Consider the following 25,101-nt stretch of genomic DNA (forward strand, 5'->3'; position numbering starts at 1 on the left):
AAAATCAATTAAACTAAAAAAGTGCTTTCATTTTATTGAAAGCACTTTTTTATTCCATTTCTTGTTAATTTAAAATAAGAAAAGCTGTTTTATACAGCTACAATGCCTTTTATGTGCGGATGCGGATTATAATCTACTAAAGCAAAATCATCAAAAGTAAAATCAAAAATATCTTTAACTTCTGGGTTTAAAATCATTTTTGGTAGTGGTCTTAAATCACGAGATAGTTGTAATTCCAATTGCTCGTAATGATTGCTATAAATATGCGCATCGCCAAAAGTGTGAATAAATTCTCCAGTCTCATAACCACAAACCTGAGCCATCATCATAGTAAACAAAGCATAGCTTGCAATATTAAAAGGTACACCTAAAAAAATATCGGCACTACGTTGATAGAGTTGGCATGATAGTTTTCCATCGGCAACATAAAATTGAAAAAAAGCATGGCAAGGTGGTAATGCTGCTTTACCATTTGCAATATTTTCACTAAAGCTTTTTGAAGTATCTGGTAATACAGAAGGGTTCCAAGCAGAAACCAACATACGTCTGCTATTTGGGTTGTTTTTTAATGAATGAATAACCTCTTTTATTTGATCAATTTCATCGTTATTCCAGTTACGCCATTGGTGACCATAAACGGGGCCTAAATCGCCATTTTCATCGGCCCATTCGTTCCAAATTCTAACACCATTTTCAGTTAAGTAGTTGGTGTTTGTATCTCCTTTTAAAAACCAAAGCAACTCATAAACAATCGATTTTAGGTGTAATTTTTTTGTAGTAACCATTGGGAAACCTTCACTTAAATCAAATCGCATTTGATGCCCAAAAACACTTTTTGTTCCAGTTCCTGTTCTATCTCCTTTTTCGTTTCCGTTTTCTAAAACGTGTTTTACTAAGTCGTGATATTGCTTCATGTAATTTCTTTTTTCTGCGGAAATAAAAATATAAAAAAGCCTAAAAATTTATGCTTAAAGATTAAGATATTATAATAAAGTTATTAACCAATAATCATTCCTGCAATAGTAGCCGAAATTAAAGAAGCAATCGTGCCGCCAATTAAAGCTTTCATTCCAAACTTCGATAAGGTTTTACGTTGCCCTGGAGCCAAAGAGCCAATGCCACCAATTTGAATACCAATTGATGCGAAGTTTGCAAAACCACAAAGCATATAGGTTGCCATAATTATCGATTTTTGATAGCTAAGATGTGTAGCATTTGCTGCGTTTTTTAAATCTGATAATTGTATGTAGCCAATAAATTCGCTTGCGGCAAGTTTAATACCTAATAGTTGTCCCATTAAAGCCATATCTTCTTTGGCAACACCAATAAGCCACATAAGTGGTGCAAAAATATAGCCTAAAATGAGTTCAAGTGATAGACTATCATATGAAGTATTACTTGCAATCCAACTATTTAAAGTCGTAACATCTCCAACCCAACCTAGAATCCAATTAAACATAGCAATAAAAGCAACAAATACTAAAAGCATTGCTCCTACATTAACTGCTAATTTTAAACCTTCGGTCGTACCGTTTGCAATGGCGTCTAAGAAGTTTGATCCTATCTTTTCTTGCGAAACGGTTACATCGGTATTAACGTTTTTAGTTTGCGGATATAATATTTTTGAAATGACAATAGCTCCAGGAGCAGCCATAACCGATGCTGCTAATAAATGTTTCGCATAAAATAACCTTAATGTAGGATCATCTCCACCAAGAAACCCAATGTATGCAGCCAATACAGCACCGGCTACCGTTGCCATACCACCAATCATAACTAAAAGGATTTCGGACTTATTCATTTTTTCTAAATATGCCTTTATTAAAAGTGGTGCTTCAGTTTGGCCTAAAAAGATGTTACCAGCAACACTTAAGCTTTCTGCTCCAGATATTTTTAAAAGTTTAGATAATAGCCAACCAAAAGCTTTTACTATTTTTTGAATGATGCCTAAATAAAATAGAACCGAAGTTAAAGCCGAAAAGAATATAATAGTTGGTAATACTTGAAAAGCAAATATGAATCCGAAAGTATCCATGTCTACTACTAAACCTTCAAACAGAAATTTACTGCCTGCTCTTGTAAATTCTAGCACTTGTACAAACATGCCACCAATAAATTCAAATATAGTTTTAACGAATTCAACTTTTAAAACACCAACAGCAATCAATAATTGAAATGCTAAACCAATGCCAACAATTTTCCAATCGATAGCTTTTCTATTGCTACTAAAAAGGAAAGCGATAAATACTAAAGTAATCATCCCTAAAACACCACGCCATAAGCTATTTATTGAAAAGCCTTGACTTTCAATAATAGTATTATTTGTTTCATTTGTATTTGGAACAACTTGTTGTGTTTGGTTTTCAGATTCTACAACTTGCTCATTCATTTGTAATGAATCTGTTGAAGTGTTTGATTGTATTGAGGGTGTTTGCAATACATTTTCAATAGTATCTGTAAGCTTTATTTTGTCTGTTTCTTGGGCTATTAATGTTGAAGTAAATAAGATAAAAATAGCAACTAAAGACAAAAAAAAGGATTTCATAAATTTTTGAGATTAGCGTTTAGAAATTTCGTCGCGAATGTGTGCCGCAGCTTCGTAATCTTCATTAGATACTGCTTCGTCTAATAAATTATGAAGTTCTTCAAGCGTTTTTCCTTTGTAATTTTCGCGAGGTGCGTTAGGTTCTAATTCATTTGCTATTAAATCATCAACTAAAATACTGTCTTGCAGTTCGTCTTCCTCATCTTTTTTAGGATTCACTTTTAAGTAAATACCTGCTTTATCAAGAATGTTTTTATAAGTAAAAATTGGTGCGTCAAAACGAAGTGCTAAAGCAATAGCATCACTAGTTCTAGCATCAATAATTTCTTCAATTTTATCGCGTTCGCATATTAAACTAGAGTAAAAAACACCATCAACCAACTTATGGATAATAACTTGCTTTACAACAATATCAAATCGATCTGCAAAATTTTTAAATAAATCGTGAGTTAAAGGTCGTGGTGGACGAATTTCTTTTTCTAATGCGATTGCGATGGATTGCGCTTCAAAGGCACCAATTACAATAGGAAGTTTGCGGTCACCATCTACTTCATTTAAAATAAGTGCATACGCGCCATTTTGGGTTTGACTATACGATATGCCTTTTATGTTTAATTTTACTAAACTCATAATTTATAAAAACGCAAAGAACTGTTTAAATTAGGACTTAACCAACTGCCTAAGGCAGATTTTGATATAATGCTAATTTAATCAGTTCTGTGGAACAATACAATTTATAAAAAATAATCTATTGTTGAGCTTTAAAAGCTTTTAATTTTTCGATGAGTTGCGGAACCACTTCAAAAGCGTCACCCACAACACCATAATCGGCAGCTTTAAAGAAAGGCGCTTCGGCATCGGTATTAATTACAACTTTTACTTTTGAAGCATTTATACCTGCTAAATGTTGAATAGCTCCAGAGATGCCTATAGCTATATATAGATTTGCTGCTACGGGTTTACCTGTTTGTCCTACGTGTTCGCTGTGTGGTCTCCAACCTAAATCTGAAACAGGTTTAGAACAAGCTGTTGCTGCGCCCAAAACATCGGCTAATTCTTCAATCATACCCCAGTTTTCTGGACCCTTTAAACCACGACCAGCAGAAACTACTATTTCGGCATCGGCAATAGTTACTTTATCTGTTGCTTTATCTACCGATTGTACGTTTACACCAGATTCTGGAACAGAAGGCGAAAAGCCTTCCGCGGAAGCATTACCATTAGATTCTATTAACCCAAAAGAATTGTTTGAAACGGCAACTAATTTAACATCGGTGTTAATGGTTGTTATACTAAAAGCTTTGTTTGTAAAAGCAGTTCGTTTAACGGTAAAAGGCGATGTGCTAGATGGAGCTTCAACAACATTTGAAGCAAATCCAGCGTTTAAACCAACGGCCAAAAGAGGTGCTAAATATTTACTATCTGCACTAGAACTAACTATTACAACTTTGGCACTTTCTTTTTCTGCGGCTTGTTTTAAAACATCAGCATAGGTTTTGGCATTAAAAGTGTCAAGTTGAGAGTTACTAACATTTAAAACTTTGTCTACTCCGTGATTTCCTAAAACAGAAGTGTCATTTGTATTTATTGCAACAGCAGTTACCGTAGTTCCTAATTGGTTTGCAACCGCTTTCGCATAAGACGCTACTTCTAAGGCTGTTTTTTTAAATTTTCCTTGTTCTGATTCTGTATATACTAAAACTGACATAATATGTAATCTTTTATTTGTCATTCCCGTGAAGACGGAAATCTTAATTAATATTTTTTAAATACTTCAAAAGATCCCAAAACAAGTTTGGGATGATTTAATTTTTAATTAAATTACTTTAGCTTCGTTATGAAGTAAGTTTACTAATTCGTCTAAATTATCTGGAGACACTAATGTTACTGCACCTTTTGGAGTTGGCTTTTCAAATTTAACCGCTGCGGTTTCGGCATTAGCATCAACAGGTTCAACAACCGTTAATGGTTTTTTACGTGCCATCATTATACCTCTCATATTTGGAATACGTAAATCGCTTTCTTCAACCAACCCTTTTTGTCCGCCAATAACTAACGGTAGCGAAGTCGTAACAGTTTCTTTTCCGCCATCAATTTCTCTAATAGCGGTTACAGAGTTTGTCGAAGTATCAACTTCAAGGTTAATACAGTTATTTACAAAATTAGCATTAGTTAAACCAGCTAACATACCTGGAACCATACCGCCATTATAATCAATAGATTCGCGACCAGCAATTACTAAATCGTAGTCACCATCTTGTACTACTTTGTCTAATTGTTTAGCTACTTGAAAGCCATCCATAGCAGTAATGTTAACGCGTATGGCACTATCTGCACCAATGGCTAAAGCTTTACGAAGCGTAGGCTCGGTTTCCGCACCACCAACATTTACAACATCTACACTTGCCCCTTGTTTTTCTTTAAACCACATGGCGCGAGTTAAGCCAAACTCATCATTTGGGTTAATAACAAATTGTACACCATTGGTGTCGAATTTAGAATTATCATCTGTAAAATTAATTTTTGATGTAGTGTCTGGAACGTGACTTATACACACTAAAACTTTCATATTTTTATAATTAAATTAAGATTCTTTATTTGAGAAGTATATAACTATTATGTACTTCAAATTTAGGGAACGAAGTTAATTATTTTATTTCGAATATTTGCTATGCGTGCATAATAAATTTTAGATAATTCTTTTAAACAAAGTATTCTATTTATTGTTATTTTTGCAATTCGATTAAAAATATATTTAATGAAGACAATTCAATTTAGAGAGGCAATTTGCGAAGCCATGAGCGAAGAAATGCGTAGAGACAAAAGCGTTTATTTAATGGGCGAGGAAGTGGCAGAATATAATGGAGCTTACAAAGCTTCAAAGGGTATGTTAGACGAGTTTGGATCAAAACGAGTTATCGATACACCTATTGCTGAGTTAGGTTTTGCTGGAATAGCCATTGGATCGACCATGACAGGGAACAGACCTATTGTTGAATACATGACATTTAACTTCTCTTTAGTTGGAATTGATCAAATCATAAATAATGCTGCAAAAATTAGGCAAATGTCTGGTGGACAGTTCAAGTGCCCAATTGTTTTTCGCGGGCCAACAGCTTCCGCTGGACAATTAGGAGCAACACACTCGCAAGCTTTTGAAAGCTGGTTTGCTAATACCCCTGGTTTAAAAGTAGTAGTACCATCTAACCCATACGATGCCAAAGGATTGTTAAAAGCGGCAATACGTGATGACGATCCTGTTATTTTTATGGAAAGCGAGCAAATGTACGGCGATAAAGGTGAAGTGCCAGAAGGCGAATATGTATTACCGTTAGGCGTTGCAGAAATTAAACGTGTAGGTACAGATGTAACTATTGTGTCTTTTGGAAAGATTATTAAAGAAGCTTACAAAGCTGCAGACGAACTTGAGAAAGAAGGTATTTCTTGCGAAATTATCGATTTACGTACTGTAAAACCAATGGATAGAAAAGCCATTTTAGAATCAGTTAAAAAAACAAATAGATTAGTAGTTTTAGAAGAAGCATGGCCTTTTGGAAATGTAGCTACAGAAATTACATATTTAGTACAATCTGAGGCATTCGATTATTTAGATGCTCCCATTGTAAAAATTAATACTGCAGATACACCAGCTCCATATTCACCTGTTTTATTAGCAGAATGGTTACCAAATAGCGAAGATGTAATTAAAGCAGTTAAAAAAGTTTTATACAAATAAATTAATTTTTTTTACGTTATATAAACTTCATTAGCACGATTGTTGATGAAGTTTTTTTATACTATGAACATAAGACTACTATTTATAATTTTTTTCTTAGGATTTTTTTCAGCAATAGCCCAAACCAAAGTTAGCGGTTATGTGTTTGATGATTATAACGAACCCGTCTCTTTTGCTAATATTGTATTTAAAGGATCTTCTGAAGGCACTATTACAGATGAAAACGGAAAATTCTATTTAGAATCTGCTGAAATATGGAGTGCTTTAATTATTTCGTTTATAGGCTACGAAACCATCGAAATTCCGTTAGAAAAAAAAGTAAATTACAATTTAAAGTTTACGCTTAAAGAGGAAGCAGCACAATTAGATGCAGTAGTTATTGTATCTGGAAAGCAATCCAAAAAAAATAATCCCGCTATAGATTTGTTGCGTAAAATTTGGGAACATAAGCGTAGAAATGGATTAAACCTTTACAAGCAATACGAATACGATAAATACGAAAAAGTAGAATTCGATATTAATACCATTGATAGCGCACTTATTAAAAGTAAACTTTTTAGAGGGATGGAATTTGTTTTTAACGAAGTAGATACCTCTCGCGTTACTGGTAAAACATACTTACCCATGTTTATTAACGAAGCCGTATCAAAAGTTTATGGTGATAATGTAATTAATAAACAAAAAGAAGTTTTAAAAGGAAATAAAAACTCAGGTTTTAGCGATAATCAAGTCGTGATTGATTTTGTTGACGATTTATATTCCGATTATAATGTTTACGATAATTATCTGAAATTTTTCGATAAAAGTTTTGTAAGTCCACTTTCAAAGACAGGTATCAACACCTATAATTATGTGCTGTCCGACAGTGCCTTTATCGATAATAAATGGTGTTACAATATTATTTATTATCCGCGTCGTAAAAATGAATTGACTTTTAAAGGTGATTTTTGGGTAGCAGATTCTACTTATGCTATTAAAGAAATTAATTTACAAGCCTCAAAAAGTGCCAACATAAATTGGGTAAAAGATATTTATATCGAGCAAGAGTTTGAAGTGTTAAATGATTCACTTTTCTTAGTTAAGCGCGATTATATGATGTCTGATTTTGCGTTAAGTAAAAAAGAAAAATCGCGAGGTGTTTATGGCAAACGAACCACATTATTTAATAATTATGAATTCGATAAACCTTTAGATAAAAAATTCTACGACCAAGAAGTTTATAATTATGATAAGGATGTTTATGATAGAGATGATGCGTTTTGGGCAGAAAACCGATTAGAAGATTTGAATAAAGATGAAAAAGGTGTTTATAAAATGTTAGACACTTTAAAAACCGTAAAAAAGTTTAAACGTCTTTACAATTTAGGAAGTATTTTATCATCGGGTTATATCGAATTTAACACGTTACCTTTAGATTACGGTCCTATTTTTTCAACCTTTGGATTTAACGAAGTTGAAGGCTTACGTTTACGCGCTGGAGGACGTACTTATTTTGGTAGAAACGATTTGTGGCGATTAGAAGGCTTTTTAGCTTACGGTTTTAGAGATGATAAATTCAAATACGGCATTTCTGGAAAATGGCTGTTAGATAAGAAAAACCGATTGATTATTTCTGGAGGAAACAGGCGAGATGTAGAACAAATAGGGGCAAGCTTGACAACAAGCACAGACGTTTTAGGGCGTAGTTTAGCATCCTCATCGGTAGTTGGTACAGGAGCAAACGATAAATTAACCTCTATAAATTTAACAAGTTTAGCGGTCGAGTTAGAACCTTGGCGCAATGTTATTTTTAGGTTAGGTTCAAACTACCGTACTTTAGAGTCGGCATCACCAACCTTTAGTTTAGATTATGTAGATGCAGAGTCGCCAACAGGTTTTGCATCCGAAATAAAGCAATTTGAAACGTCACTATCAATATCCTATTTTCCAAAACGAAAAATGACAGGGTTTGGTGTAGAGCGCCGTACAGCAAACGATGATTTTGCACGTATTTTTGCGCAAATAAGCCGTGGTGATAAAACGGTGTTTAATAGTGATTTCGATTATACCAAACTGCAACTATCGTACATACAACCATGGCAAGTTGGCGGTTTTGGCAGGCTGTATACCACTATCGAAGCCGGTAAAACCTTTGGAGAAGTCCCTTTAGGGTTGTTAAGTGTTATTCCAGGGAATCAATCGTATTTTTCAATTTATAATACCTTTTCGCAGTTAGATTTTTATGAGTTCGTGTCTGATACTTATGCGTCGTTTCATTTAGAACATAATTTTAACGGGCGTTTCTTTTCAAGAATTCCGTTTTTACGAAAATTTAATCTTCGCGAAATTCTAAGCATTCGTGGTGTTTGGGGCGAAATTTCTCAAGGAAACATCGACTTGAACACTACAAACAGTCCAAATAGTATTCCGCTAGTAGCACCAAATAATAAGCCCTATTACGAGTATGGTTTAGGTGTTGGTAATATTTTTAAAGTGTTTAGAATCGATTTTAATTTTAGAGGAAATTATAAAGATAAAGTGCTATATCCTGATGCACGTAAGTTTGGTGTAACAGGAACTTTTGGATTTTATTTTTAGAAATTTTTACTTAAATTATTCCTCGTAAATAATTTATTTAAAATAGTTCTTTTTCCTTATCTATGAAACCCTTGTGAGACAAACTTTAAAACTTCAGGAAGTGATTCTCGCCAATAGCTCCATGAGTGCCCACCATCTCTAATTCTAAATTCGTGTTTCACTTCTTTTTTTCGTAAAGCAAGATGTACTAAACTATTGCCTTCATAAAGAAAATCGTCGTCACCACAATCAATATACCAACGTACAGATTCAATTTGTTCTTTAGTCATATTTTCAATTAGAGACAACGCATTATGTTGTGGGAAATAGGTTTTGGCATCAGCATCATTAACTTCAAAATTATTATAACGTTTAGTAAATCGCTTCATTTCATCAATAGATTTTGGGCCAATATAAGCGCTTAAAGGGCACGCCGATGCAAATAACTCAGGATGATGTAAAGCATACATAAAAGAGCCACCACCACCCATAGATAAACCAGCAATAGCGCGGTATTCTTTTTTGCTTTTAATACGATATTTACTTTCTACGTACGGTATTAATTCTTTAAAAAAATAATCTTCATAATTCCAATCGCCTCTTACATCATTAAAATAACCTAACCTAGTTGTATAGGCATCTGGCATTACAATTATCATAGAAGTAGCATTACCGTCTTTTATAGCCTTATCTGTAATTTTCAACACTTCACCAAACTGTACCCAACCAGTTTGGTCATCGCCAGCACCATGTAATAAATACAAAACTGGATAATTGCGTTGTGAAGTATCATAATCTGGTGGTAAATAGATAGCAAAATTTCGCTCCTGTTTTAAAATTTCACTAGTATGCGATAATTGATCGAATACTTTACCTGATTGAGAAAAACCAAAACTTGAAATTAAAAGACTTAGAACTAAAAATTGAATTGTTTTTTGCATAACTATAAAAGTGAATTAATTATGGACAAGTTAAATTTTATTAAGATGAAAATCAACTATTCAGGAAACTTTCCTCTAATATCCTCTAAACACAAATTATGTATACTACCAATATGCGAATGCTCTTTGCTCATATCTGGCTTGTAAGTTCCCGCTTGTACTTGTCCGCCAATTTTCTGGTAAGCTTCTCTAAAACTCATGCCATCAACTACCAAATTATTTATATTATCAACTGTAAACAAATACTTGTATTTATCGTCGTTCAAATCAATATCCTTTACAACAATTTGCTGAATGGCGTAATTAAAAATGTCTAAAATGGTCTTTAACTCTTCGAAAGCAGCAATAGTATTTTCTTTTAATAACTGAAAATCCCTGTGGTAACCACTTGGTAAATTGTTAGTAATTAAAATCATTTCGGTTTGTAAAGCCTGTATTTTATTACACTTGCCACGAATGAGTTCGAACACGTCCGGATTCTTTTTGTGCGGCATAATGCTACTGCCCGTGGTTAGTTCGTCTGGGAAAGTGATAAAACCAAAATTCTGACTCATATATAAACACACATCCATAGCAAAACGACTCATGGTATTGGCTAAACTGCCCAAAGTAGCAGCAATGGTGCGCTCGCTTTTGCCTCGGCTCATTTGCGCTGCAATCACATTATATTTTAGGGTTTCAAAACCCATCTCTTGGGTTGTAATATTTCTATCTATCGGAAAAGAACTGCCGTAACCCGCAGCCGATCCTAAAGGATTTTGGTCTACCGTTTTTATGGCGGCGTTTAATAAATATACATCGTCAATCAGCAATTCGGCATAAGCTGAAAACCACAACCCAAACGATGATGGCATAGCCACTTGCAAATGCGTATAACCTGGTAATAATTTTTCTTTATGCGTATCGGCCAATTGCAAAAGGGTTTCAAAAAGTGTTTTTGTTTTTGCCTTTACATCCAATAAATTGTCTTTAAAATACAAATGAAGCGCCACTAAAACCTGATCGTTTCTCGAGCGCGCGGTATGGATTTTTTTGCCCACTTCTCCCAATTGTTTGGTGAGTTCGAATTCTATTTTTGAATGCACATCTTCAAATTGAGCATCAATGACAAAGCTGCCGTTTTCAATCTGATCTTCCAAAACTTTTAATCCGCTTAATAAATCGACTAATTCTTCAACGGTTATAATGCCAATTTTTTGAAGCATTTTGGCATGTGCTTTCGAAGCTATCACATCGTATTTTGCAATATGAATATCGATTTCCCTATCGTTGCCAACCGTAAATTGCTCAATTTGTTTGTCTATTGTAAATCCTTTATCCCAGAGTTTCATCTTCTAAAAAGTTTATTTGTTTATGTGTTGATTCGTTTGTTTGTACCGTCATTGCGAACGTAGTGTGGCAATCTGTTAATTATTGTTACTATTATCATGAGATAACCACGTCGTTTCTCTTCTCGTTATGACGTTAAATGATCACTTTATTCAACAATTCAATATAAATTTTGATGCCTTCTTCAATTTCATTCAAATATATAAATTCATCTGCCGAATGTGAGCGTGTACTATCTCCTGGTCCTAATTTTAATGATGGACAAGTGAGTACTGCTTGATCGGATAATGTTGGCGATCCGTATGTTGTTCGGCCTATTAAAATTCCAGCCTTTACTAAATCGTGTTCTATTGGAATGGATGATGAATTTAACTTTAAACTCCTTGGTACAATACTATCACACGGTGCGTTTGCAATTAACAAATCAGCTATTTCTTGATTAGAATATTTATCATTTACACGTACATCAATCACCAATTTCACATCTGCTGGAACGGCATTATGTTGTTTTCCTGCATTAATTTGAGTAACCGTCATTTTTACTTCACCTAAAGCTTCAGAGGCTTCTTTAAAGGTAAAATCTTTAAACCATTTTAAAACGTCTATCACTTTATAAATAGCATTATTGTTGTTAGGATGTGCCGCATGACTTGGAGTGCCTTTTACTACGGCATCAAAAACGACTAAACCTTTTTCTGCAACGGCTAAATGCATTAAAGTGGGTTCGCCCACAATGGCAACATCTACTTTTGGAATTATAGACAGCATGCTATTTAAACCATCTGGTCCACTACTTTCTTCTTCCGCGGAAGCGACAATAACCAAGTTGTATTTTAAATGTTCTTGCGTGTAAAAATGGGTGAAGGTTGCTATTAAAGACACCAAACAACCACCGGCATCATTACTACCCAAACCGTAGAGTTTACCATCTTCAACAATGGCTTCAAAAGGGTTTTTAGTGTATCCATTATTGGGTTTTACTGTGTCGTGATGCGAGTTTAACAATAGTGTTGGTTTGCTTTTATCGAAATGTTTATTGATGGCCCAAACATTATTTTTGGTACGTGTGTAATCAATATTTTTAGTTTTGAACCAATCTTCAATTAGTGCGGCTGTTTGGTCTTCTTCAGATGAAAAAGATTCGGTTTCAATAAGATTTTTAAGAAGCTCTATCGCCTCGTTTGTTAGTTTTTCCATGGCACTTTTTAGGCTTGAATTGTGGTGTGTTTTGTGTGTAAACTGAAAAGCATTTCTGGTTTCCCGATGCAAACTTTATGCACGTTGTGTTTTATGGCGTGAAAGCAATTATTGAGTTTTGGCAGCATTCCATCTGCAATAATACCATCGTTGATTAATATTTTATAATTTTCTGAATTGATGTTTTCTATAACCGAATCATCGTCATCTACATTTTGTAATACACCATTTTTCTCGAAACAATAATACAATTCGGTTTGAATTTTTTTTGCAAAACCTATTGCTAATTCTGATGCAATAGTATCGGCGTTGGTGTTGAAAAGCTGTCCGTTTTCATCATGTGTAATGGCACAAAAAACAGGCGTGACTTTGTTATTTAGTAACACTTCCAATATATTGGTGTTTACCTTTAATACATCGCCAACAAATCCGTAATCAATATCTTTTAAGGGGCGTTTTTCCGATACAATAGCATTACCATCGGCTCCAGAAAACCCAATAGCATTACACCGATTTGCCTGTAATTTTGCGACTATATTTTTGTTGATTTTACCGGCGTAAACCATGGTAGTAATGTCTAAAGTATCGGCATCGGTTATGCGACGGCCATTGGTCATTTTAACCTCAACACCCATTTGATTAGCCAGTTTTGTTGCTAGTTTTCCGCCGCCATGCACCAATATTTTCGGTCCTTTAATTTTAGAGAAATCTTCCAAAAAATGATGCAATGCCTGCTTGTCATCAATAATATTGCCGCCTATTTTTATAACTTTTAGTGTTTGCATTTTTTTAATTTTCGTCAAGTTGAACTTGTTTCAACTTCTCATTACTTTTTTATGTGATTCTGAAGTGAATTCAGAATGACGGATTACTATAAATCTTCCAAAATATTCTTCAAAACCCATTGCGCCGCATAGGTTCGATTGTTTGCTTGCCGTATTACCAGTGAGTTTTCACTATCTAAAACCGCATCTTCAACCACTACATTTCGCCTTACGGGTAAGCAATGCATAAATTTGGCATTACCTAATTTTTCTTTGGTAATCATCCAATCCGAATCTGTTTTTAATACTTTACCATAGTTATTATAAGAACTCCAGTTTTTTGTGTATACGAAATCAGCGTTTTTTAGAGCTTCTTCTTGGTTGTAAATTATTGGTGTATTTCCAACTATTTCTGGATTTAAATCGTAGTCTTTAGGATGGGTGATTACAAAATCGACATCCATATTTTGCATGGCTTGAGCAAAACTATTTGCTACAGCGTGTGGCAAAGCCTTTACATGTGGCGCCCAACTTAAAACCACTTTAGGTTTGCTTACCTTTTTATGTTCTGTTATGGTAATGGCATCTGTAAAACCTTGTAACGGATGAGCTGTGGCACTCTCCATGTTTACTATAGGTACTGTGGCGTATTTTGTAAACGATTTTAGGATATGCTCACTCTCATCTTTAACTTTGTCTGTTAATGTTGGAAATGCTCTAACAGCAATAATATCACAATATTGAGATATTACAGCTGCAGCCTCTTTAATATGTTCTGCGGTATTGCCATTCATAATACTGCCATCTTCAAACTCAATACCCCAAGCATCACCAGAAACATTCATAACTATAGGATTCATTCCTAAATTTAATGCTGCTTTTTGAGTGCTTAATCGTGTGCGCAAACTCGAATTAAAGAATAGTAAACCTAAAGTTTTATGTTTTCCTAATGCTGAAAACTCCAACGGATTTTTTTTAAGCTGAATGGCTTCCTGAATGGCTTCAGAGAAGTTTTTAATGTCTGATATGTTGGTGTATTTTTTCATTTTACAATGCTTTTTCTAAAGCTTCAAAAAACACATCAACATGCTTTTTTTGAAGTGTTAAAGGTGGAAGAATTCTAAGCAAATTAGGGTTTTTAGCACTTCCTGTAAAAATATGATATTTAAAAATCAAATCCTTCCTCATGACTGCTATAGGAAAATCAAATTCTAAACCTAACATTAACCCTCTTCCTTTTACAGCTTTTATTTGCGGAATTGTTTTGGCTTTTTCGATAAAATATTCAGAAACAGTTTTGGCGTTCTCCATTAAGTTTTCACATCGCATCACTTTTAACACGGCTAATGATGCAGCGCATGCTAAATGATTCCCGCCAAAAGTAGTGCCTAACAAGCCATAAGATGCTTTTATGGATGGGTGAATTAAAATACCGCCAATTGGAAATCCATTACCCATACCTTTTGCCATAGAAATAATATCTGGTGTAATGCCATGCTTTTGAAATGCGAAAAAATCGCCTGTTCTTCCAAAACCACATTGGATTTCATCTGCAATTAAAAGCGTATTATGTGTTTTTGATAAACTTTCTAAACCTTTTAAAAATTCGGTTGTTGTTTCATCTAAACCACCAATACCTTGTATAGTTTCGATAATAATAGCACAAACATCATTTTTAGCTAGAGCATTTTCAACACCTTTTAAATCACCTAATTTAAAAAGTTCTACTTCTTGTTGCGCATTAATTGGCGCAATAATTTTAGCATTATCGGTTGCTGCAACTGCTGCCGATGTTCGCCCATGAAATCCATTTTTAAAGGCAATAACTTTTGATTTGCCTGTTTGAAATGACGCTAATTTTAAAGCATTCTCATTTGCTTCTGCACCAGAATTGCATAAAAATAATTGATAATCTTTACAGCCAGAAATCGTTTCGATTGCTTCAGCTAATTCAACCTGCAACGGATTTTGAATAGAGTTACTATAAAACCCAATATTGTTTAATTGATTACTTAACGAACACACATATTCTGGATGCGAATGTCCTATTGAAATTACAGCATGACCTCCATAAAGGTCTAAATATTCTACACCATTTTCGTCGTAAACAAAAACGTCTTTTGCGTTAACAGGTGTGATATCGAACAGCGGATATACATCAAATAGGCTCATAATTGTTCAGTTTTAATAGTGTTAATTTTATTAAATGAGGTTACCATACCTTGTATTAAAGACGAGCTCAAACCTTTATGTTCCATTTCATTTAAACCTTCAATTGTACACCCTTTTGGTGTAGTAACTTTATCAATTTCTTGTTCCGGATGATTGCCAGTTGCTATTAATAAACTGGCAGCACCTTCGCAGGTATGCATTGCTAATTCTTGAGCAGTTTCGGCTTCAAAACCTAACTGAATTGCCGCTTGTGTTGTGGCCCTAATCAATCGCATCCAAAAGGCAATACCACTTGCACAAACAACAGTTGCCGCTTGCATTTGGTTTTCAGGAATAACAATCGATGTTCCTAAACGGTTAAAAATAGCTTCGGCAATTTTAATGCGCTCATTACCTTTTTCGTTTTTACACAAACACGTTATCGATTTTCCAACAGCAATGGCGGTGTTTGGCATCGCGCGAATAATAAATTGATCTTGCCCAACAATACCTTCCATTTTCGAGACTGAAAACCCAGTAATGGTAGAAATCAATACATGTTTTTCGGTTAATAAGGGTTTAATGTTATTTAAAATCGTTTCGAAATGTGCAGGTTGAACTGCGAAAATAATGATGTCCGATTGTTTAACTGCTTCAGCATTATCCGATGTTAAATACACACTTTGGTAGCCTTCAAATTCTTGAATCGCTTCTAAATTTCGTTTTGTTAAATACAAAGTGGTTATCGCATTGCTCGTAATTAAACCTTTTGCAATCGACTTTCCTAAATTTCCAGTTCCAATAATGGCTATTTTCATTTTTAAATCCTTTTTAGTCATTCCCTCGAAGGAGGGAATCTTTTAATTTTAACTTTATGTTGATTAGATTTCCGCCTTCGTGGAAATAAAAATATATCTATTAAAAGAAATTCGCTTTCAATTGCACACCTTCCGTTTCTTCAAAACCAAACATTAAGTTCATGTTTTGAATGGCTTGACCAGATGCACCTTTTAATAAATTATCAATACAGCTTGTAATTAGTAATTTGTTTTCGTGCTTATGTAAATGAATTAAACAGTTGTTTGTGTTTACCACTTGTTTTAAATGAATGTCATTATCCGACACAAAAGTGAATTTTGCATCTTTATAATAATCCTTATAAAGTATTTTAGCGTCTTCTAAACTACCACTAAAATTGGTGTAAAGCGTTGCGAAAATACCTCTTGAAAAATCACCTCTATTGGGCATAAAAATAATCTCCGAAGAAAAATCATTTTGCAATTGCTTTACCGATTGGTTGATTTCCCCCAAATGCTGGTGTGTAAATGGTTTGTAATAGGAAAAATTATTATCGCGCCACGTAAAATGCGTGGTTTTAGATAACGAAGTTCCTGCTCCCGTTGCACCAGTTACAGCATTAACATGTACATCGTTTTTTAATAATCCGTTTTCTGCTAAAGGCAATAATGCTAATTGAATGGCGGTTGCAAAACAACCAGGGTTTGCAATATAGTTTGTTTTTTTTATCGCTTCTTTTTGTAATTCTGGCAAACCGTAAACAAATGTTTTGCCGTTAAAGACTTTGTCTTTTTCTAATCTAAAATCGTTGCCTAAATCGATGATTTTTGTATGGTCTGAAAAGGTGTTGTTTTCTAAAAACTTCACTGAATTTCCATGACCTAAACATAAAAACAAAACATCAACATTTGGATTGATGGTATCTGTAAATTTCAAATCTAAATTCCCAATCAAATCTTGATGAACATCACTAATTTTGTTTCCAGCGTTCGACGTACTGAACACAAAATTAATTTCAGCTTTGCCGTGGTGGATCAACAATCTAACTAACTCTCCGGCGGTGTAACCTGCGCCTCCAATAATTCCTACTTGTAACATAATTAATTATTTACCTGTTGATATATTTTATTTTGATTGCCTAGAATTTTAATAAACCCTTTGGCGTCATCGGCACTCCAAGCTTTGTTTTCCTCGCCGTAACTTCCAAATTTAGCAGACATTAAATCGTGTTTTGACACAATCCCGTCTAAAGTAAAATGATAAGGTTTTAAAGTGACCGTTACCTCGCCCGAAACCTTGTCTTGACTACTTTGTAAAAAGGCTTCAATATTTCGCATTACAGGATCTAGATATTGACCTTCGTGCAAATGCATCCCATAAAAACTAGACAGATATTCTTTGTGTTGTAATTGCCATTTGGTAAGTGTGTGCTTTTCTAATAAATGATGCGCTTTAATAGTAATTAATGCTGCTGCAGCTTCAAAACCAACACGACCTTTAATACCTACAATAGTGTCACCAACATGAATATCTCTACCAATAGCGTATGGAGAAGCTAAATTATTTAACACTTCAATATTAATTTCAGGGTCGTTTTCCACACCGTTTACGGCTACCAATTCACCTTTTAAAAAGGTTAAGGTAACTTTTTCGTCCTCGGTATGTTTTAATTGAGATGGGTAGGCTTCTTCTGGTAATGGTTTTTCTGATGTTAAAGTTTCTTCACCTCCAACACTAGTTCCCCAAAGGCCTTTATTAACGGAGTATTTTGCTTTTTCCCAAGACATATCGATACCATTGCTTTTTAGGTAATCGATCTCTTCTTGTCGCGATAATTTTTGGTCTCTAATGGGGGTTACGATTTTAATATTTGGCGCCAAGGTTTGAAAAATCATATCGAAACGTACTTGGTCGTTTCCTGCGCCCGTACTGCCGTGGGCAATATATTCGGCGCCGATACTTTTAGCGTACTCTACAATTTCAATAGCTTGAATGATGCGCTCTGCACTTACAGAAAGCGGATAAGTATTATTTTTCAATACATTTCCAAAAATTAAATACTTGACTACTTTTTGATAAAACGTAGCTACGGCATCAATGTTTTTATAGGTTGTAACGCCCATTTTATAGGCATTACTTTCGATAGACTTTATCTCTTCTTGAGTAAATCCACCTGTATTTACGCTTACGGCGTGAACATCATATTCTTTTGATAAGCTTACTGCACAATACGATGTGTCTAATCCGCCACTGTATGCTATTACTAATTTTTTCATTGAATTATTATTTATTTCCGCGATTGCGATAATCTATTTTTTATTCTTTTTTAAAAACAACGTCTCCTTAATTTTTTTTAATCTATTAAAAGTCTTTTCTTTTATTTGTTTGGTTACCTTATTTTTAGCTTTTTCTGGGTCGTACAACATACCAGTACACAAACACAGTTTTCTGTTGGTTCTTGTTAAAACATCGTAGTTTTTACAAGTTTGGCAACCATCCCAAAACGATTGGTCGTCGGTTAATTCAGAAAACGGCACCGGTTTATAGCCCAAATCGCTATTCATTTTCATTACTGCCAATCCTGTAGTAATACTAAATACTTTAGCTTCTGGAAATTTTTTTCTGGAATGCTCAAAGATTTTGTGTTTAATTTTTTTAGCTAAACCCGCGCCTCTATAGTTTGGGTGTACAATTAAACCCGAATTGGCAACATATTTACCATGTCCCCATTTTTCTATATAGCAAAAACCAGCAAAGGTATTGCCGTCTAAAGCAATAACCGCATTACCGTTTTCCATTTTGGTCATAATATATTCAGGTGTTCGTCTGGCGATTCCCGTGCCTCTAACATTTGCGGACTCCGTAATGGTGTCGCATATAATTTGGGCGTAAATACTATGAGATTTATCAGCAATAATGACTTTCATTATTTTGATTTATTTTATTTGATTTTAAAATTATTTTGGTTTTTTGAAAAGCTGAACCGGACTCACCTAAGTTCAATAATTTATAGCATACCCTTACGGGCGACGTGGAAAGTTACGGCGTACAACGTTTCTATTATTTAAAGAAATAATTATTTTTTGAAGTTGTAATGTGAAATTTGATATAAACATGATAAAAAATAAAATTAAACGTAACGATTATTAAGGCTAGATAGAAGAATTAGCGGCGGCGGTTGCGCAAGCGCAAACCGGGAGAAAACGTACGTATTTTATTTTTCTTTGAATTCATTGGTGTAAAACTAAAAATTAAATTTTATTAATGGCTTATAGTTTTATGATTTTTTAGAATAATTGTGAAATTTTATTCAAATCATGCTTTTTGTTTTTAATTATTCATTTGTAAGCGATTATATTTAAAATATCTTTTTTCAAATGGCTACAAGATATAATCGGTGCTTATAAAATTAGATGTTTTTTTATCTAATAATTCTTCTAAAATAGCATTATTGTAAGCATTGTCTTTTGATGCAACAAATGTTCTTATTGAAAACGAACGAAGTGCATCGTGCACACTTAATGTGCCATATGCCGAATCTTTTCTCCCTGTAAAAGGATATACATCTGGTCCACGTTGGCAAGAGCTATTCAAGTTTACTCTACAAACTAAATTAACAAGCGTATCAATTAGCGGAGAAAGGGTATGTATATCTTTACCAAACAAACTTACTTGTTGTCCGTAATTTGATTCAGCCATATCATCTAAAGGTTTTTCAATATCATTAAAAGGTACAATTGGAATTACTGGCCCAAATTGCTCTTCTTTAAAGACTCTCATGTTTTTAGTTACAGGATATAGTACTGCTGGAAATATAAAATTATCGGATGTTTCGCCTCCTTTTTCATTTAGTTTTTTAGCTCCTTTTTCTAAGGCATCATCAATTAATTCTCGAATATATGCTGGTTTTTCGGCTTCTGGAAGTGGTGTTAGTTTAGCTCCAGTTTCCCATGGGTTTCCAAATTTAAGCGCATCTACTTTTTCAGAAAAACGTTTATTAAATTCATCAACTATAGACTCATGAACATATAATACTTTTAGAGCAGTACAACGCTGTCCGTTAAAAGACAAGGTTCCTGCAATACATTCTTCAACAGCTAAATCTAAATCGGCATCTGGTAATACAATAGCTGGATTTTTAGCTTCTAAGCCTAAAACCATGCGCAACCTATTACCTTTGGGGTGTTCTGCTTGTAATGCGTTTGCAGATTTGCTATTGCCTATTAATGCTAATACATCTATTCTGCCAGATTGCATAATAGGTGTTGCTAAAACACGACCTCGCCCATATACAATATTTACTACGCCTTTAGGAAAACTATTTTGAAAAGCTTCTAATAAAGGAGAAATTAATAAAACTCCTATTTTTGCGGGTTTAAAAATTACTGGATTGCCCATTATTAAGGCAGGAATAAGTAAGGTAAATGTTTCGTTAAGCGGATAGTTGTAAGGTCCTAAACATAAAACTACGCCTAATGGCCCTCTACGAATATGTGCGTAAACACCAGCGTTTTTCTCAAACTTAGCAGAATCTCTATCTATTTGCTTATAAGCTTCAATAGTATCGTAAATATAATCAACAGTTCTATCAAATTCCTTTTCAGAATCTGGAAGATTTTTGCCTATTTCCCACATTAAAAGCTTAACAACTTCTTCGCGTTTAGTCTTCATTTGTTGTGCAAACTTTTCCATGCAAGCAATTCTATCTATCACCTTCATTGTAGGCCATAGACCTTGACCTTTATCATAAGCTAAACAAGCAGAATTTAAGGCGTCTAAAGCTTCTTTCTCTCCTAGTTGCGGAATAGTTCCTAACACCGTTGGTGTGTAGTTTTCTGTAGAGGAAATAGTAGAGTGTACTTCAGCCATTTCACCTTTCCATTGTTTTAATTCACCATCAACTAAATAGGTTTTTTGATGCAAAAGTGAGTTAATTTTATAAGCTTCTGGAATTTCTGAAAAAGTTGTTTTCATCTGTTTGTATTTTGTTAATTTTCATGAGTTAGATGTAATTTGCCATTAAATATATCAATAAGTATTAAGAATTATTTATGGTTTATTTCATATATAAAACATGAGCTTTATACTCTTGCTAAGGTATTTATATTTTGGTTTAATAGCTTTTAAAAACAAGGGTTTGTTTGAAGAAATATGATATTCTTAACGCTTTAATTACATGTGAAGAAAATATTTATGGCTCAAACGTTTTCGGCTGTTAATTATTTTAAGTTTTCAACTTTATCGATTCTAATTAGTTGTTTGTCGTTTCAAAAGGGTTGTCTATAATATTATATCATTTTTAGTAGTAAAATGCCTCATCTTTTTTTATATTTAATTTTTTAAAACACTTTTTTTCAAACTAACTAATATATTTGAATTTCATGAAACATTTAATTACATTTTTAGCAATTACCATTATCCTTTTTTCTTGCAAGCAGAATAAAAAAGCAGAACAAGAAGTAATCGAACAAAAAGCAGAAACGAAAGTAGATGATTGGATTTATCTTTTCGATGGTATTAGTTTAGATGGGTGGCGAGCTTATAATGGCGATGTGTTACCTGCTGGTTGGGTTATAAAAGAAGGCGAACTAACTTTTGATACCGAAAAACGTTCAGAAGCCAACCGCAAAGGAGGTAAAGACATTATTTATGCCGCAGAAGAATTTGATAATTTTGAACTGTATTGGGAATGGAAGATTCCAGAAGGCGGAAATAGTGGCTTGCTATATCACATACAAGAAGGGGATTGGGCACCGTATGAAGTATCTCCAGAATATCAAATGCTAGATGATTTAAAATGGGAAGAAATTAACAATGCCACCCTCGAAGAGTGGCAGAAAACTGGAGCCGATTATGCTATGTATGTGCCAGATTTGAGTCAAAAAATGGTAAAGCCAGCTATGGAATGGAATACTTCTCGTATTATTTTCACAACAGAAAAAGTAGAACATTGGTTAAATGGTAAAAAACTGCTTGAATTTGTGCCTTGGTCAGAAGATTGGGAAACTCGAAAGAAAGCTGGTAAATGGAAAGATTTTCCGAAATATGGCACTTTTAAGTCTGGCTACATTGCCATACAAGACCACGATAGCCCCTTATGGTTACGAAACATAAAAATTAAAAAATTATAACTAACTAATACGAAAATGAATAAAAGAGATTTTTTAAAGAAAAGTGGGTTAGGAGTTGCTGGTATTACTTTAGCTCCATCGTTAATAATGTGTAAAGAAAAGCCTGTATTAAAAAGCCGAATTCGAACAGCTCATATTGGTGTTGGAAACATGGGATTAGCCGATCTTAAAGATACTGCTTCGCATCCATTGGTTGATGTTACAGCATTATGTGATGTTGATACAAATTATCTTAACGAAGCCAAAAAACTGTATCCAAATGCAAAAACGTTTTCAGATTATCGGGTTATGCTAAAAGAAATGAAAAATGATATTGATGCTGTTGTTGTATCAACACCTGATCATACCCATGCTCCAGCATCTATGTTAGCTATGAATATGAATAAGGCTGTGTATTGTCAAAAACCATTAACGCATCATGTATCTGAGGCAAGAGCAATGAATAAACTCGCAAAAGAAAAAAATCTAGTTACTCAAATGGGTATTCAAGTACACTCTTTTTACGATTATAAATTAGCAACTTTATTGATACAATCTGGTATTATAGGAAAAGTTCATACTGTACACGCATGGTCGCCAAAAAATTGGGGATATGATGGAGCTGCCCCAGAAGGTAGTGATCCAATTCCTGATACGCTAGACTGGAATTTGTGGTTAGGGACATCGCTTGAGCGCCCCTATAAAGAAGGTGTTTATCACCCAGGAAATTGGCGTAAATTAATGGATTATGGATGTGGTACTTTAGGCGATATGGGCGTTCATATTTTCGACACACCATATAATGCTCTTGAACTAGACGTACCTAAAACAATAAAAAATGAGTGCCGTGAACCTAATGGTTTTGGTTATCCAGAAAATAATATTGTAACCTATGAGTTTCCACAAACTAAATATACTGCCGAAACTTTAAAATGGATATGGTACGATGGTTCTGGAGCTCCAAAAGAGCATCAAGACTTAATATTGCCAGGAGCAAAAAAAGAAGAATCTTCTAATACTGAAAGCGCAACATTAGAAGATAAGATGTCTCTTGATACAAAAATAGTAGGCGAAGGTAAACTACCAGAACAAGGTGCTATGTTTGTTGGAGAAAAGGGACGCTTGCTTTTACCTCATTTTATGCAATTACCAAAGAAAATTGTAAACGGGAAGTATGTTGATATATCCTCGGAAATTGAAACGGTTGAAAAAGCAAATAATATGGGCGAACCCATACGTAATTATGCATCTGAAGGACCAAAACATTATCATCAATTTATAGATGCTTGTTTAGGTAAAGGGGAATGTACTGCGCCTTTTTCTTACGCATCAAAATTAACAGAAACTATTCTTTTAGGAGTTATTGCAGGACGTTTCCCAGATGAAACATTGCATTGGGATAGTGTTAATGCTAAATTTTCAAAAGAAGAAGCAAATCAATATTTAGAAGGGGACTATCGTGAATTTTAAAAAAAGAGAAAGTATATATAAAAAATCACTAAGCTTAAAGTTATGTTTTTTAATTAGCTTTCTTTTAATAAGCTTTATTAGTAACGAAGTAAATTCTCAAACATTAAAAGACGGCTGGGCAACTCTTTTTAATGGTAAAGACTTATCTGGTTGGAAGCAACTTAATGGAACAGCAAAGTATACTGTTGAAAAAGGAGAGATAATTGGAACAACGAAAACTAATATTCCAAATAGTTTTTTGTGCACTGAAAAAAATTACAGTGACTTTATTTTAGAATTTGATGTTTTGGTAGATCCATCAATTAACTCTGGTGTACAGTTTAGGTCTAATAGTCTTAAATCTTATAGAAAAGGTCAAGTTCACGGATATCAATTTGAGTTAGACCCTAGTGACCGTGGATTTAGTGGTGGCATTTATGATGAAGGAAGAAGGGCTTGGATATATCCGCTGTCAATAAATCCTAATAGGAATAAATCTTTTAAAAATGGAGTTTGGAATACTTGTAGAATTGAAGCTATTGGGAATTCTATAAGAACTTGGATAAATGGTGTACAATGTTCAAATTTAATAGACGATTTAACATCTTCAGGATTTATAGCTTTACAAGTTCATGGTATAGGTACAAACGAAAGTTTTGCTGGTAAAGAAATCAGATGGAGGAATATAAGAATTAAAACCAATAATTTAGAAAATGAACGTTGGATCCCAGATCCTTATGTGAAAGAAATGAGTTATTTAATAAATAAACTAACTCAAAGCGAAAAAGACAAAGGCTGGCGCTTGTTATGGGATGGCAAGACTAGTAAAGGTTGGAGAGGAGCAAAATTAAATCACTTTCCAGAATCTGGATGGGATATTAAAAATGGAGAACTAACTATTTTAGCAACTGATGGAGGAGAATCAACAGGGCCTGGAGACATTATTACCGAAAAAGTTTTTAGTAGTTTTGAGCTAGAGCTAGAATTTAAAATTACTAAAGGAGCAAACAGTGGTATTAAATATTTTGTAAACCCTAAACTTAATAAAAACTCTGGTTCTGCTATTGGATGCGAATTCCAAATTTTAGATGATAAAAATCATCCAGATGCTAAAGCGGGAATAAATGGAAATAGAACTATTGGATCTCTTTACGATTTAATTTCTGCTGAAAACCTTTCAGTACCAGGAAGAAATAAACAGTTTAAGGGTGTTGATACTTGGAACAAAGCAAAAATTATAGTTAAAGGTGATGTTGTAGAACATTGGTTGAATAATGAAAAAGTGGTTGAGTATAGTAGATCTTCGCAAATGTTTAGAGCCCTTGTTGCTTACAGTAAGTATAAAAAATGGACTGAATTTGGACAATGGTTAAGTGGTCATATTTTACTTCAAGATCATGGAGATACGGTACATTATAGAAGCATAAAGATTAGAGAGTTTAATTAAAATCTATTTACAAATTATTAGGTTAAAAATTAAACTTATACTATCAAAAGGATATTGCCTTATTAATACTACCTCAAT

At 34.0% G+C, this 25,101-nt stretch carries 21 protein-coding genes; 5 read left to right on the forward strand and 16 right to left on the reverse strand.

Annotated elements, in window-relative coordinates; translation table 11 throughout:
- Nucleotides 1–89: 89 nt before the first annotated feature.
- From RG22_RS10845 to RG22_RS10865, 5 genes are all read right to left on the reverse strand, one after another.
- The gene (locus RG22_RS10845) at nucleotides 90–914 is read right to left on the reverse strand and encodes a thymidylate synthase (protein ID WP_034043107.1); all 825 of its coding nucleotides are present in this window, start codon (nucleotides 912–914) and stop codon (nucleotides 90–92) included.
- A gap of 83 nt (nucleotides 915–997) precedes the next feature.
- Nucleotides 998–2,545, reverse strand: a complete 1,548-nt coding sequence (locus tag RG22_RS10850) for a NupC/NupG family nucleoside CNT transporter (RefSeq protein ID WP_034043109.1) — start codon at nucleotides 2,543–2,545, stop codon at nucleotides 998–1,000.
- A gap of 12 nt (nucleotides 2,546–2,557) precedes the next feature.
- The gene (locus RG22_RS10855) at nucleotides 2,558–3,175 is read right to left on the reverse strand and encodes a bifunctional nuclease family protein (protein WP_034043111.1); all 618 of its coding nucleotides are present in this window, start codon (nucleotides 3,173–3,175) and stop codon (nucleotides 2,558–2,560) included.
- A gap of 118 nt (nucleotides 3,176–3,293) precedes the next feature.
- On the reverse strand, nucleotides 3,294–4,253 hold the full coding sequence (locus RG22_RS10860; RefSeq protein WP_034046002.1) for an electron transfer flavoprotein subunit alpha/FixB family protein: 960 nt from the start codon (nucleotides 4,251–4,253) through the stop codon (nucleotides 3,294–3,296).
- Nucleotides 4,254–4,361: 108 nt separating this feature from the next.
- Nucleotides 4,362–5,114 (reverse strand): electron transfer flavoprotein subunit beta/FixA family protein, encoded by a 753-nt coding sequence (locus RG22_RS10865; protein WP_034043112.1) that lies wholly within the window; start codon nucleotides 5,112–5,114, stop codon nucleotides 4,362–4,364.
- A gap of 189 nt (nucleotides 5,115–5,303) precedes the next feature.
- Here RG22_RS10865 and RG22_RS10870 point away from each other — a divergent pair, with 189 nt between their 5' ends.
- Complete coding sequence (locus RG22_RS10870) at nucleotides 5,304–6,281, forward strand: pyruvate dehydrogenase complex E1 component subunit beta (RefSeq protein ID WP_034043113.1); 978 nt, start codon at nucleotides 5,304–5,306, stop codon at nucleotides 6,279–6,281.
- 63 nt (nucleotides 6,282–6,344) lie between these two features.
- A complete protein-coding gene (locus RG22_RS10875; RefSeq protein ID WP_034043115.1) occupies nucleotides 6,345–8,858 on the forward strand; it encodes a DUF5686 and carboxypeptidase-like regulatory domain-containing protein in 2,514 nt (837 codons plus the stop codon).
- A gap of 56 nt (nucleotides 8,859–8,914) precedes the next feature.
- Here RG22_RS10875 and RG22_RS10880 read toward each other — a convergent pair whose 3' ends face one another.
- From RG22_RS10880 to RG22_RS10930, 11 genes are all read right to left on the reverse strand, one after another.
- Nucleotides 8,915–9,778 (reverse strand): alpha/beta hydrolase, encoded by an 864-nt coding sequence (locus RG22_RS10880; protein WP_034043117.1) that lies wholly within the window; start codon nucleotides 9,776–9,778, stop codon nucleotides 8,915–8,917.
- A 56-nt stretch (nucleotides 9,779–9,834) separates the two neighbouring features.
- Nucleotides 9,835–11,109: an argininosuccinate lyase gene (gene argH, locus RG22_RS10885; RefSeq protein ID WP_034043119.1), complete on the reverse strand. Its 1,275-nt coding sequence runs from the start codon at nucleotides 11,107–11,109 to the stop codon at nucleotides 9,835–9,837.
- Between the two features lie 133 nt (nucleotides 11,110–11,242).
- Entirely contained in the window at nucleotides 11,243–12,304 is a 1,062-nt protein-coding gene (locus RG22_RS10890) for a M20 family metallo-hydrolase (RefSeq protein ID WP_034043121.1), read from the reverse strand.
- A gap of 8 nt (nucleotides 12,305–12,312) precedes the next feature.
- Entirely contained in the window at nucleotides 12,313–13,089 is a 777-nt protein-coding gene (gene argB, locus RG22_RS10895) for an acetylglutamate kinase (RefSeq protein ID WP_034043123.1), read from the reverse strand.
- A gap of 86 nt (nucleotides 13,090–13,175) precedes the next feature.
- A complete protein-coding gene (locus tag RG22_RS10900) occupies nucleotides 13,176–14,114 on the reverse strand; it encodes an N-acetylornithine carbamoyltransferase (protein ID WP_034043125.1) in 939 nt (312 codons plus the stop codon).
- A 1-nt stretch (nucleotide 14,115) separates the two neighbouring features.
- A complete protein-coding gene (locus RG22_RS10905; protein ID WP_034043127.1) occupies nucleotides 14,116–15,240 on the reverse strand; it encodes an aspartate aminotransferase family protein in 1,125 nt (374 codons plus the stop codon).
- Entirely contained in the window at nucleotides 15,237–16,037 is an 801-nt protein-coding gene (proC, locus tag RG22_RS10910) for a pyrroline-5-carboxylate reductase (RefSeq protein WP_034046003.1), read from the reverse strand. Before proC ends, RG22_RS10905 begins: the two co-directional genes overlap by 4 nt.
- 100 nt (nucleotides 16,038–16,137) lie before the next feature.
- Nucleotides 16,138–17,115, reverse strand: coding sequence for an N-acetyl-gamma-glutamyl-phosphate reductase (gene argC / locus RG22_RS10915; protein ID WP_034043129.1), 978 nt, complete (start codon nucleotides 17,113–17,115; stop codon nucleotides 16,138–16,140).
- Between the two features lie 2 nt (nucleotides 17,116–17,117).
- On the reverse strand, nucleotides 17,118–18,293 hold the full coding sequence (locus RG22_RS10920; RefSeq protein ID WP_034043131.1) for an argininosuccinate synthase: 1,176 nt from the start codon (nucleotides 18,291–18,293) through the stop codon (nucleotides 17,118–17,120).
- 33 nt (nucleotides 18,294–18,326) lie between these two features.
- Nucleotides 18,327–18,944 (reverse strand): GNAT family N-acetyltransferase, encoded by a 618-nt coding sequence (locus RG22_RS10925; RefSeq protein WP_034043133.1) that lies wholly within the window; start codon nucleotides 18,942–18,944, stop codon nucleotides 18,327–18,329.
- A gap of 454 nt (nucleotides 18,945–19,398) precedes the next feature.
- A complete protein-coding gene (locus RG22_RS10930; RefSeq protein ID WP_034043134.1) occupies nucleotides 19,399–20,991 on the reverse strand; it encodes an NADP-dependent glyceraldehyde-3-phosphate dehydrogenase in 1,593 nt (530 codons plus the stop codon).
- A 407-nt stretch (nucleotides 20,992–21,398) separates the two neighbouring features.
- On the opposite strand from RG22_RS10930, the gene RG22_RS10935 reads away from it, so the two are divergent.
- From RG22_RS10935 to RG22_RS10945, 3 genes are read left to right on the forward strand one after another with little or no spacing between them, the layout of a single operon-like run.
- Complete coding sequence (locus tag RG22_RS10935; protein ID WP_034043136.1) at nucleotides 21,399–22,148, forward strand: 3-keto-disaccharide hydrolase; 750 nt, start codon at nucleotides 21,399–21,401, stop codon at nucleotides 22,146–22,148.
- Nucleotides 22,149–22,163: 15 nt separating this feature from the next.
- Complete coding sequence (locus RG22_RS10940; protein WP_034043138.1) at nucleotides 22,164–23,597, forward strand: Gfo/Idh/MocA family protein; 1,434 nt, start codon at nucleotides 22,164–22,166, stop codon at nucleotides 23,595–23,597.
- Nucleotides 23,587–25,023, forward strand: a complete 1,437-nt coding sequence (locus RG22_RS10945) for a 3-keto-disaccharide hydrolase (RefSeq protein WP_244462144.1) — start codon at nucleotides 23,587–23,589, stop codon at nucleotides 25,021–25,023. The genes RG22_RS10940 and RG22_RS10945 overlap by 11 nt, the downstream gene beginning before the upstream one ends.
- The last annotated feature ends 78 nt before the right edge of the window (nucleotides 25,024–25,101 follow it).

It is taken from the genome of Wocania ichthyoenteri Th78, assembly GCF_000789235.1.
GTDB classification, from domain to species: Bacteria; Bacteroidota; Bacteroidia; order Flavobacteriales; family Flavobacteriaceae; genus Wocania_A; species Wocania_A ichthyoenteri.

Excerpts from the sequence above, each read along its gene's own strand:
- RG22_RS10860 (WP_034046002.1), bottom strand. The coding sequence starts at position 4,253 with ATGTCAGTTTTAGTATATACAGAATCAGAACAAGGAAAATTTAAAAAA.
- RG22_RS10940 (WP_034043138.1), top strand. The coding sequence starts at position 22,164 with ATGAATAAAAGAGATTTTTTAAAGAAAAGTGGGTTAGGAGTTGCTGGT.
- RG22_RS10925 (WP_034043133.1), bottom strand. The coding sequence starts at position 18,944 with ATGAAAGTCATTATTGCTGATAAATCTCATAGTATTTACGCCCAAATT.
- RG22_RS10920 (WP_034043131.1), bottom strand. The coding sequence starts at position 18,293 with ATGAAAAAATTAGTAATAGCATACAGTGGCGGATTAGACACATCGTAT.
- RG22_RS10855 (WP_034043111.1), bottom strand. The coding sequence starts at position 3,175 with ATGAGTTTAGTAAAATTAAACATAAAAGGCATATCGTATAGTCAAACC.
- RG22_RS10900 (WP_034043125.1), bottom strand. The coding sequence starts at position 14,114 with ATGAAAAAATACACCAACATATCAGACATTAAAAACTTCTCTGAAGCC.
- argC (WP_034043129.1), bottom strand. The coding sequence starts at position 17,115 with ATGTTACAAGTAGGAATTATTGGAGGCGCAGGTTACACCGCCGGAGAG.
- argB (WP_034043123.1), bottom strand. The coding sequence starts at position 13,089 with ATGCAAACACTAAAAGTTATAAAAATAGGCGGCAATATTATTGATGAC.
- RG22_RS10880 (WP_034043117.1), bottom strand. The coding sequence starts at position 9,778 with ATGCAAAAAACAATTCAATTTTTAGTTCTAAGTCTTTTAATTTCAAGT.
- RG22_RS10930 (WP_034043134.1), bottom strand. The coding sequence starts at position 20,991 with ATGAAAACAACTTTTTCAGAAATTCCAGAAGCTTATAAAATTAACTCA.
- RG22_RS10870 (WP_034043113.1), top strand. The coding sequence starts at position 5,304 with ATGAAGACAATTCAATTTAGAGAGGCAATTTGCGAAGCCATGAGCGAA.
- RG22_RS10850 (WP_034043109.1), bottom strand. The coding sequence starts at position 2,545 with ATGAAATCCTTTTTTTTGTCTTTAGTTGCTATTTTTATCTTATTTACT.
- RG22_RS10875 (WP_034043115.1), top strand. The coding sequence starts at position 6,345 with ATGAACATAAGACTACTATTTATAATTTTTTTCTTAGGATTTTTTTCA.
- RG22_RS10935 (WP_034043136.1), top strand. The coding sequence starts at position 21,399 with ATGAAACATTTAATTACATTTTTAGCAATTACCATTATCCTTTTTTCT.
- RG22_RS10845 (WP_034043107.1), bottom strand. The coding sequence starts at position 914 with ATGAAGCAATATCACGACTTAGTAAAACACGTTTTAGAAAACGGAAAC.
- argH (WP_034043119.1), bottom strand. The coding sequence starts at position 11,109 with ATGAAACTCTGGGATAAAGGATTTACAATAGACAAACAAATTGAGCAA.
- RG22_RS10890 (WP_034043121.1), bottom strand. The coding sequence starts at position 12,304 with ATGGAAAAACTAACAAACGAGGCGATAGAGCTTCTTAAAAATCTTATT.
- RG22_RS10865 (WP_034043112.1), bottom strand. The coding sequence starts at position 5,114 with ATGAAAGTTTTAGTGTGTATAAGTCACGTTCCAGACACTACATCAAAA.
- RG22_RS10905 (WP_034043127.1), bottom strand. The coding sequence starts at position 15,240 with ATGAGCCTATTTGATGTATATCCGCTGTTCGATATCACACCTGTTAAC.
- proC (WP_034046003.1), bottom strand. The coding sequence starts at position 16,037 with ATGAAAATAGCCATTATTGGAACTGGAAATTTAGGAAAGTCGATTGCA.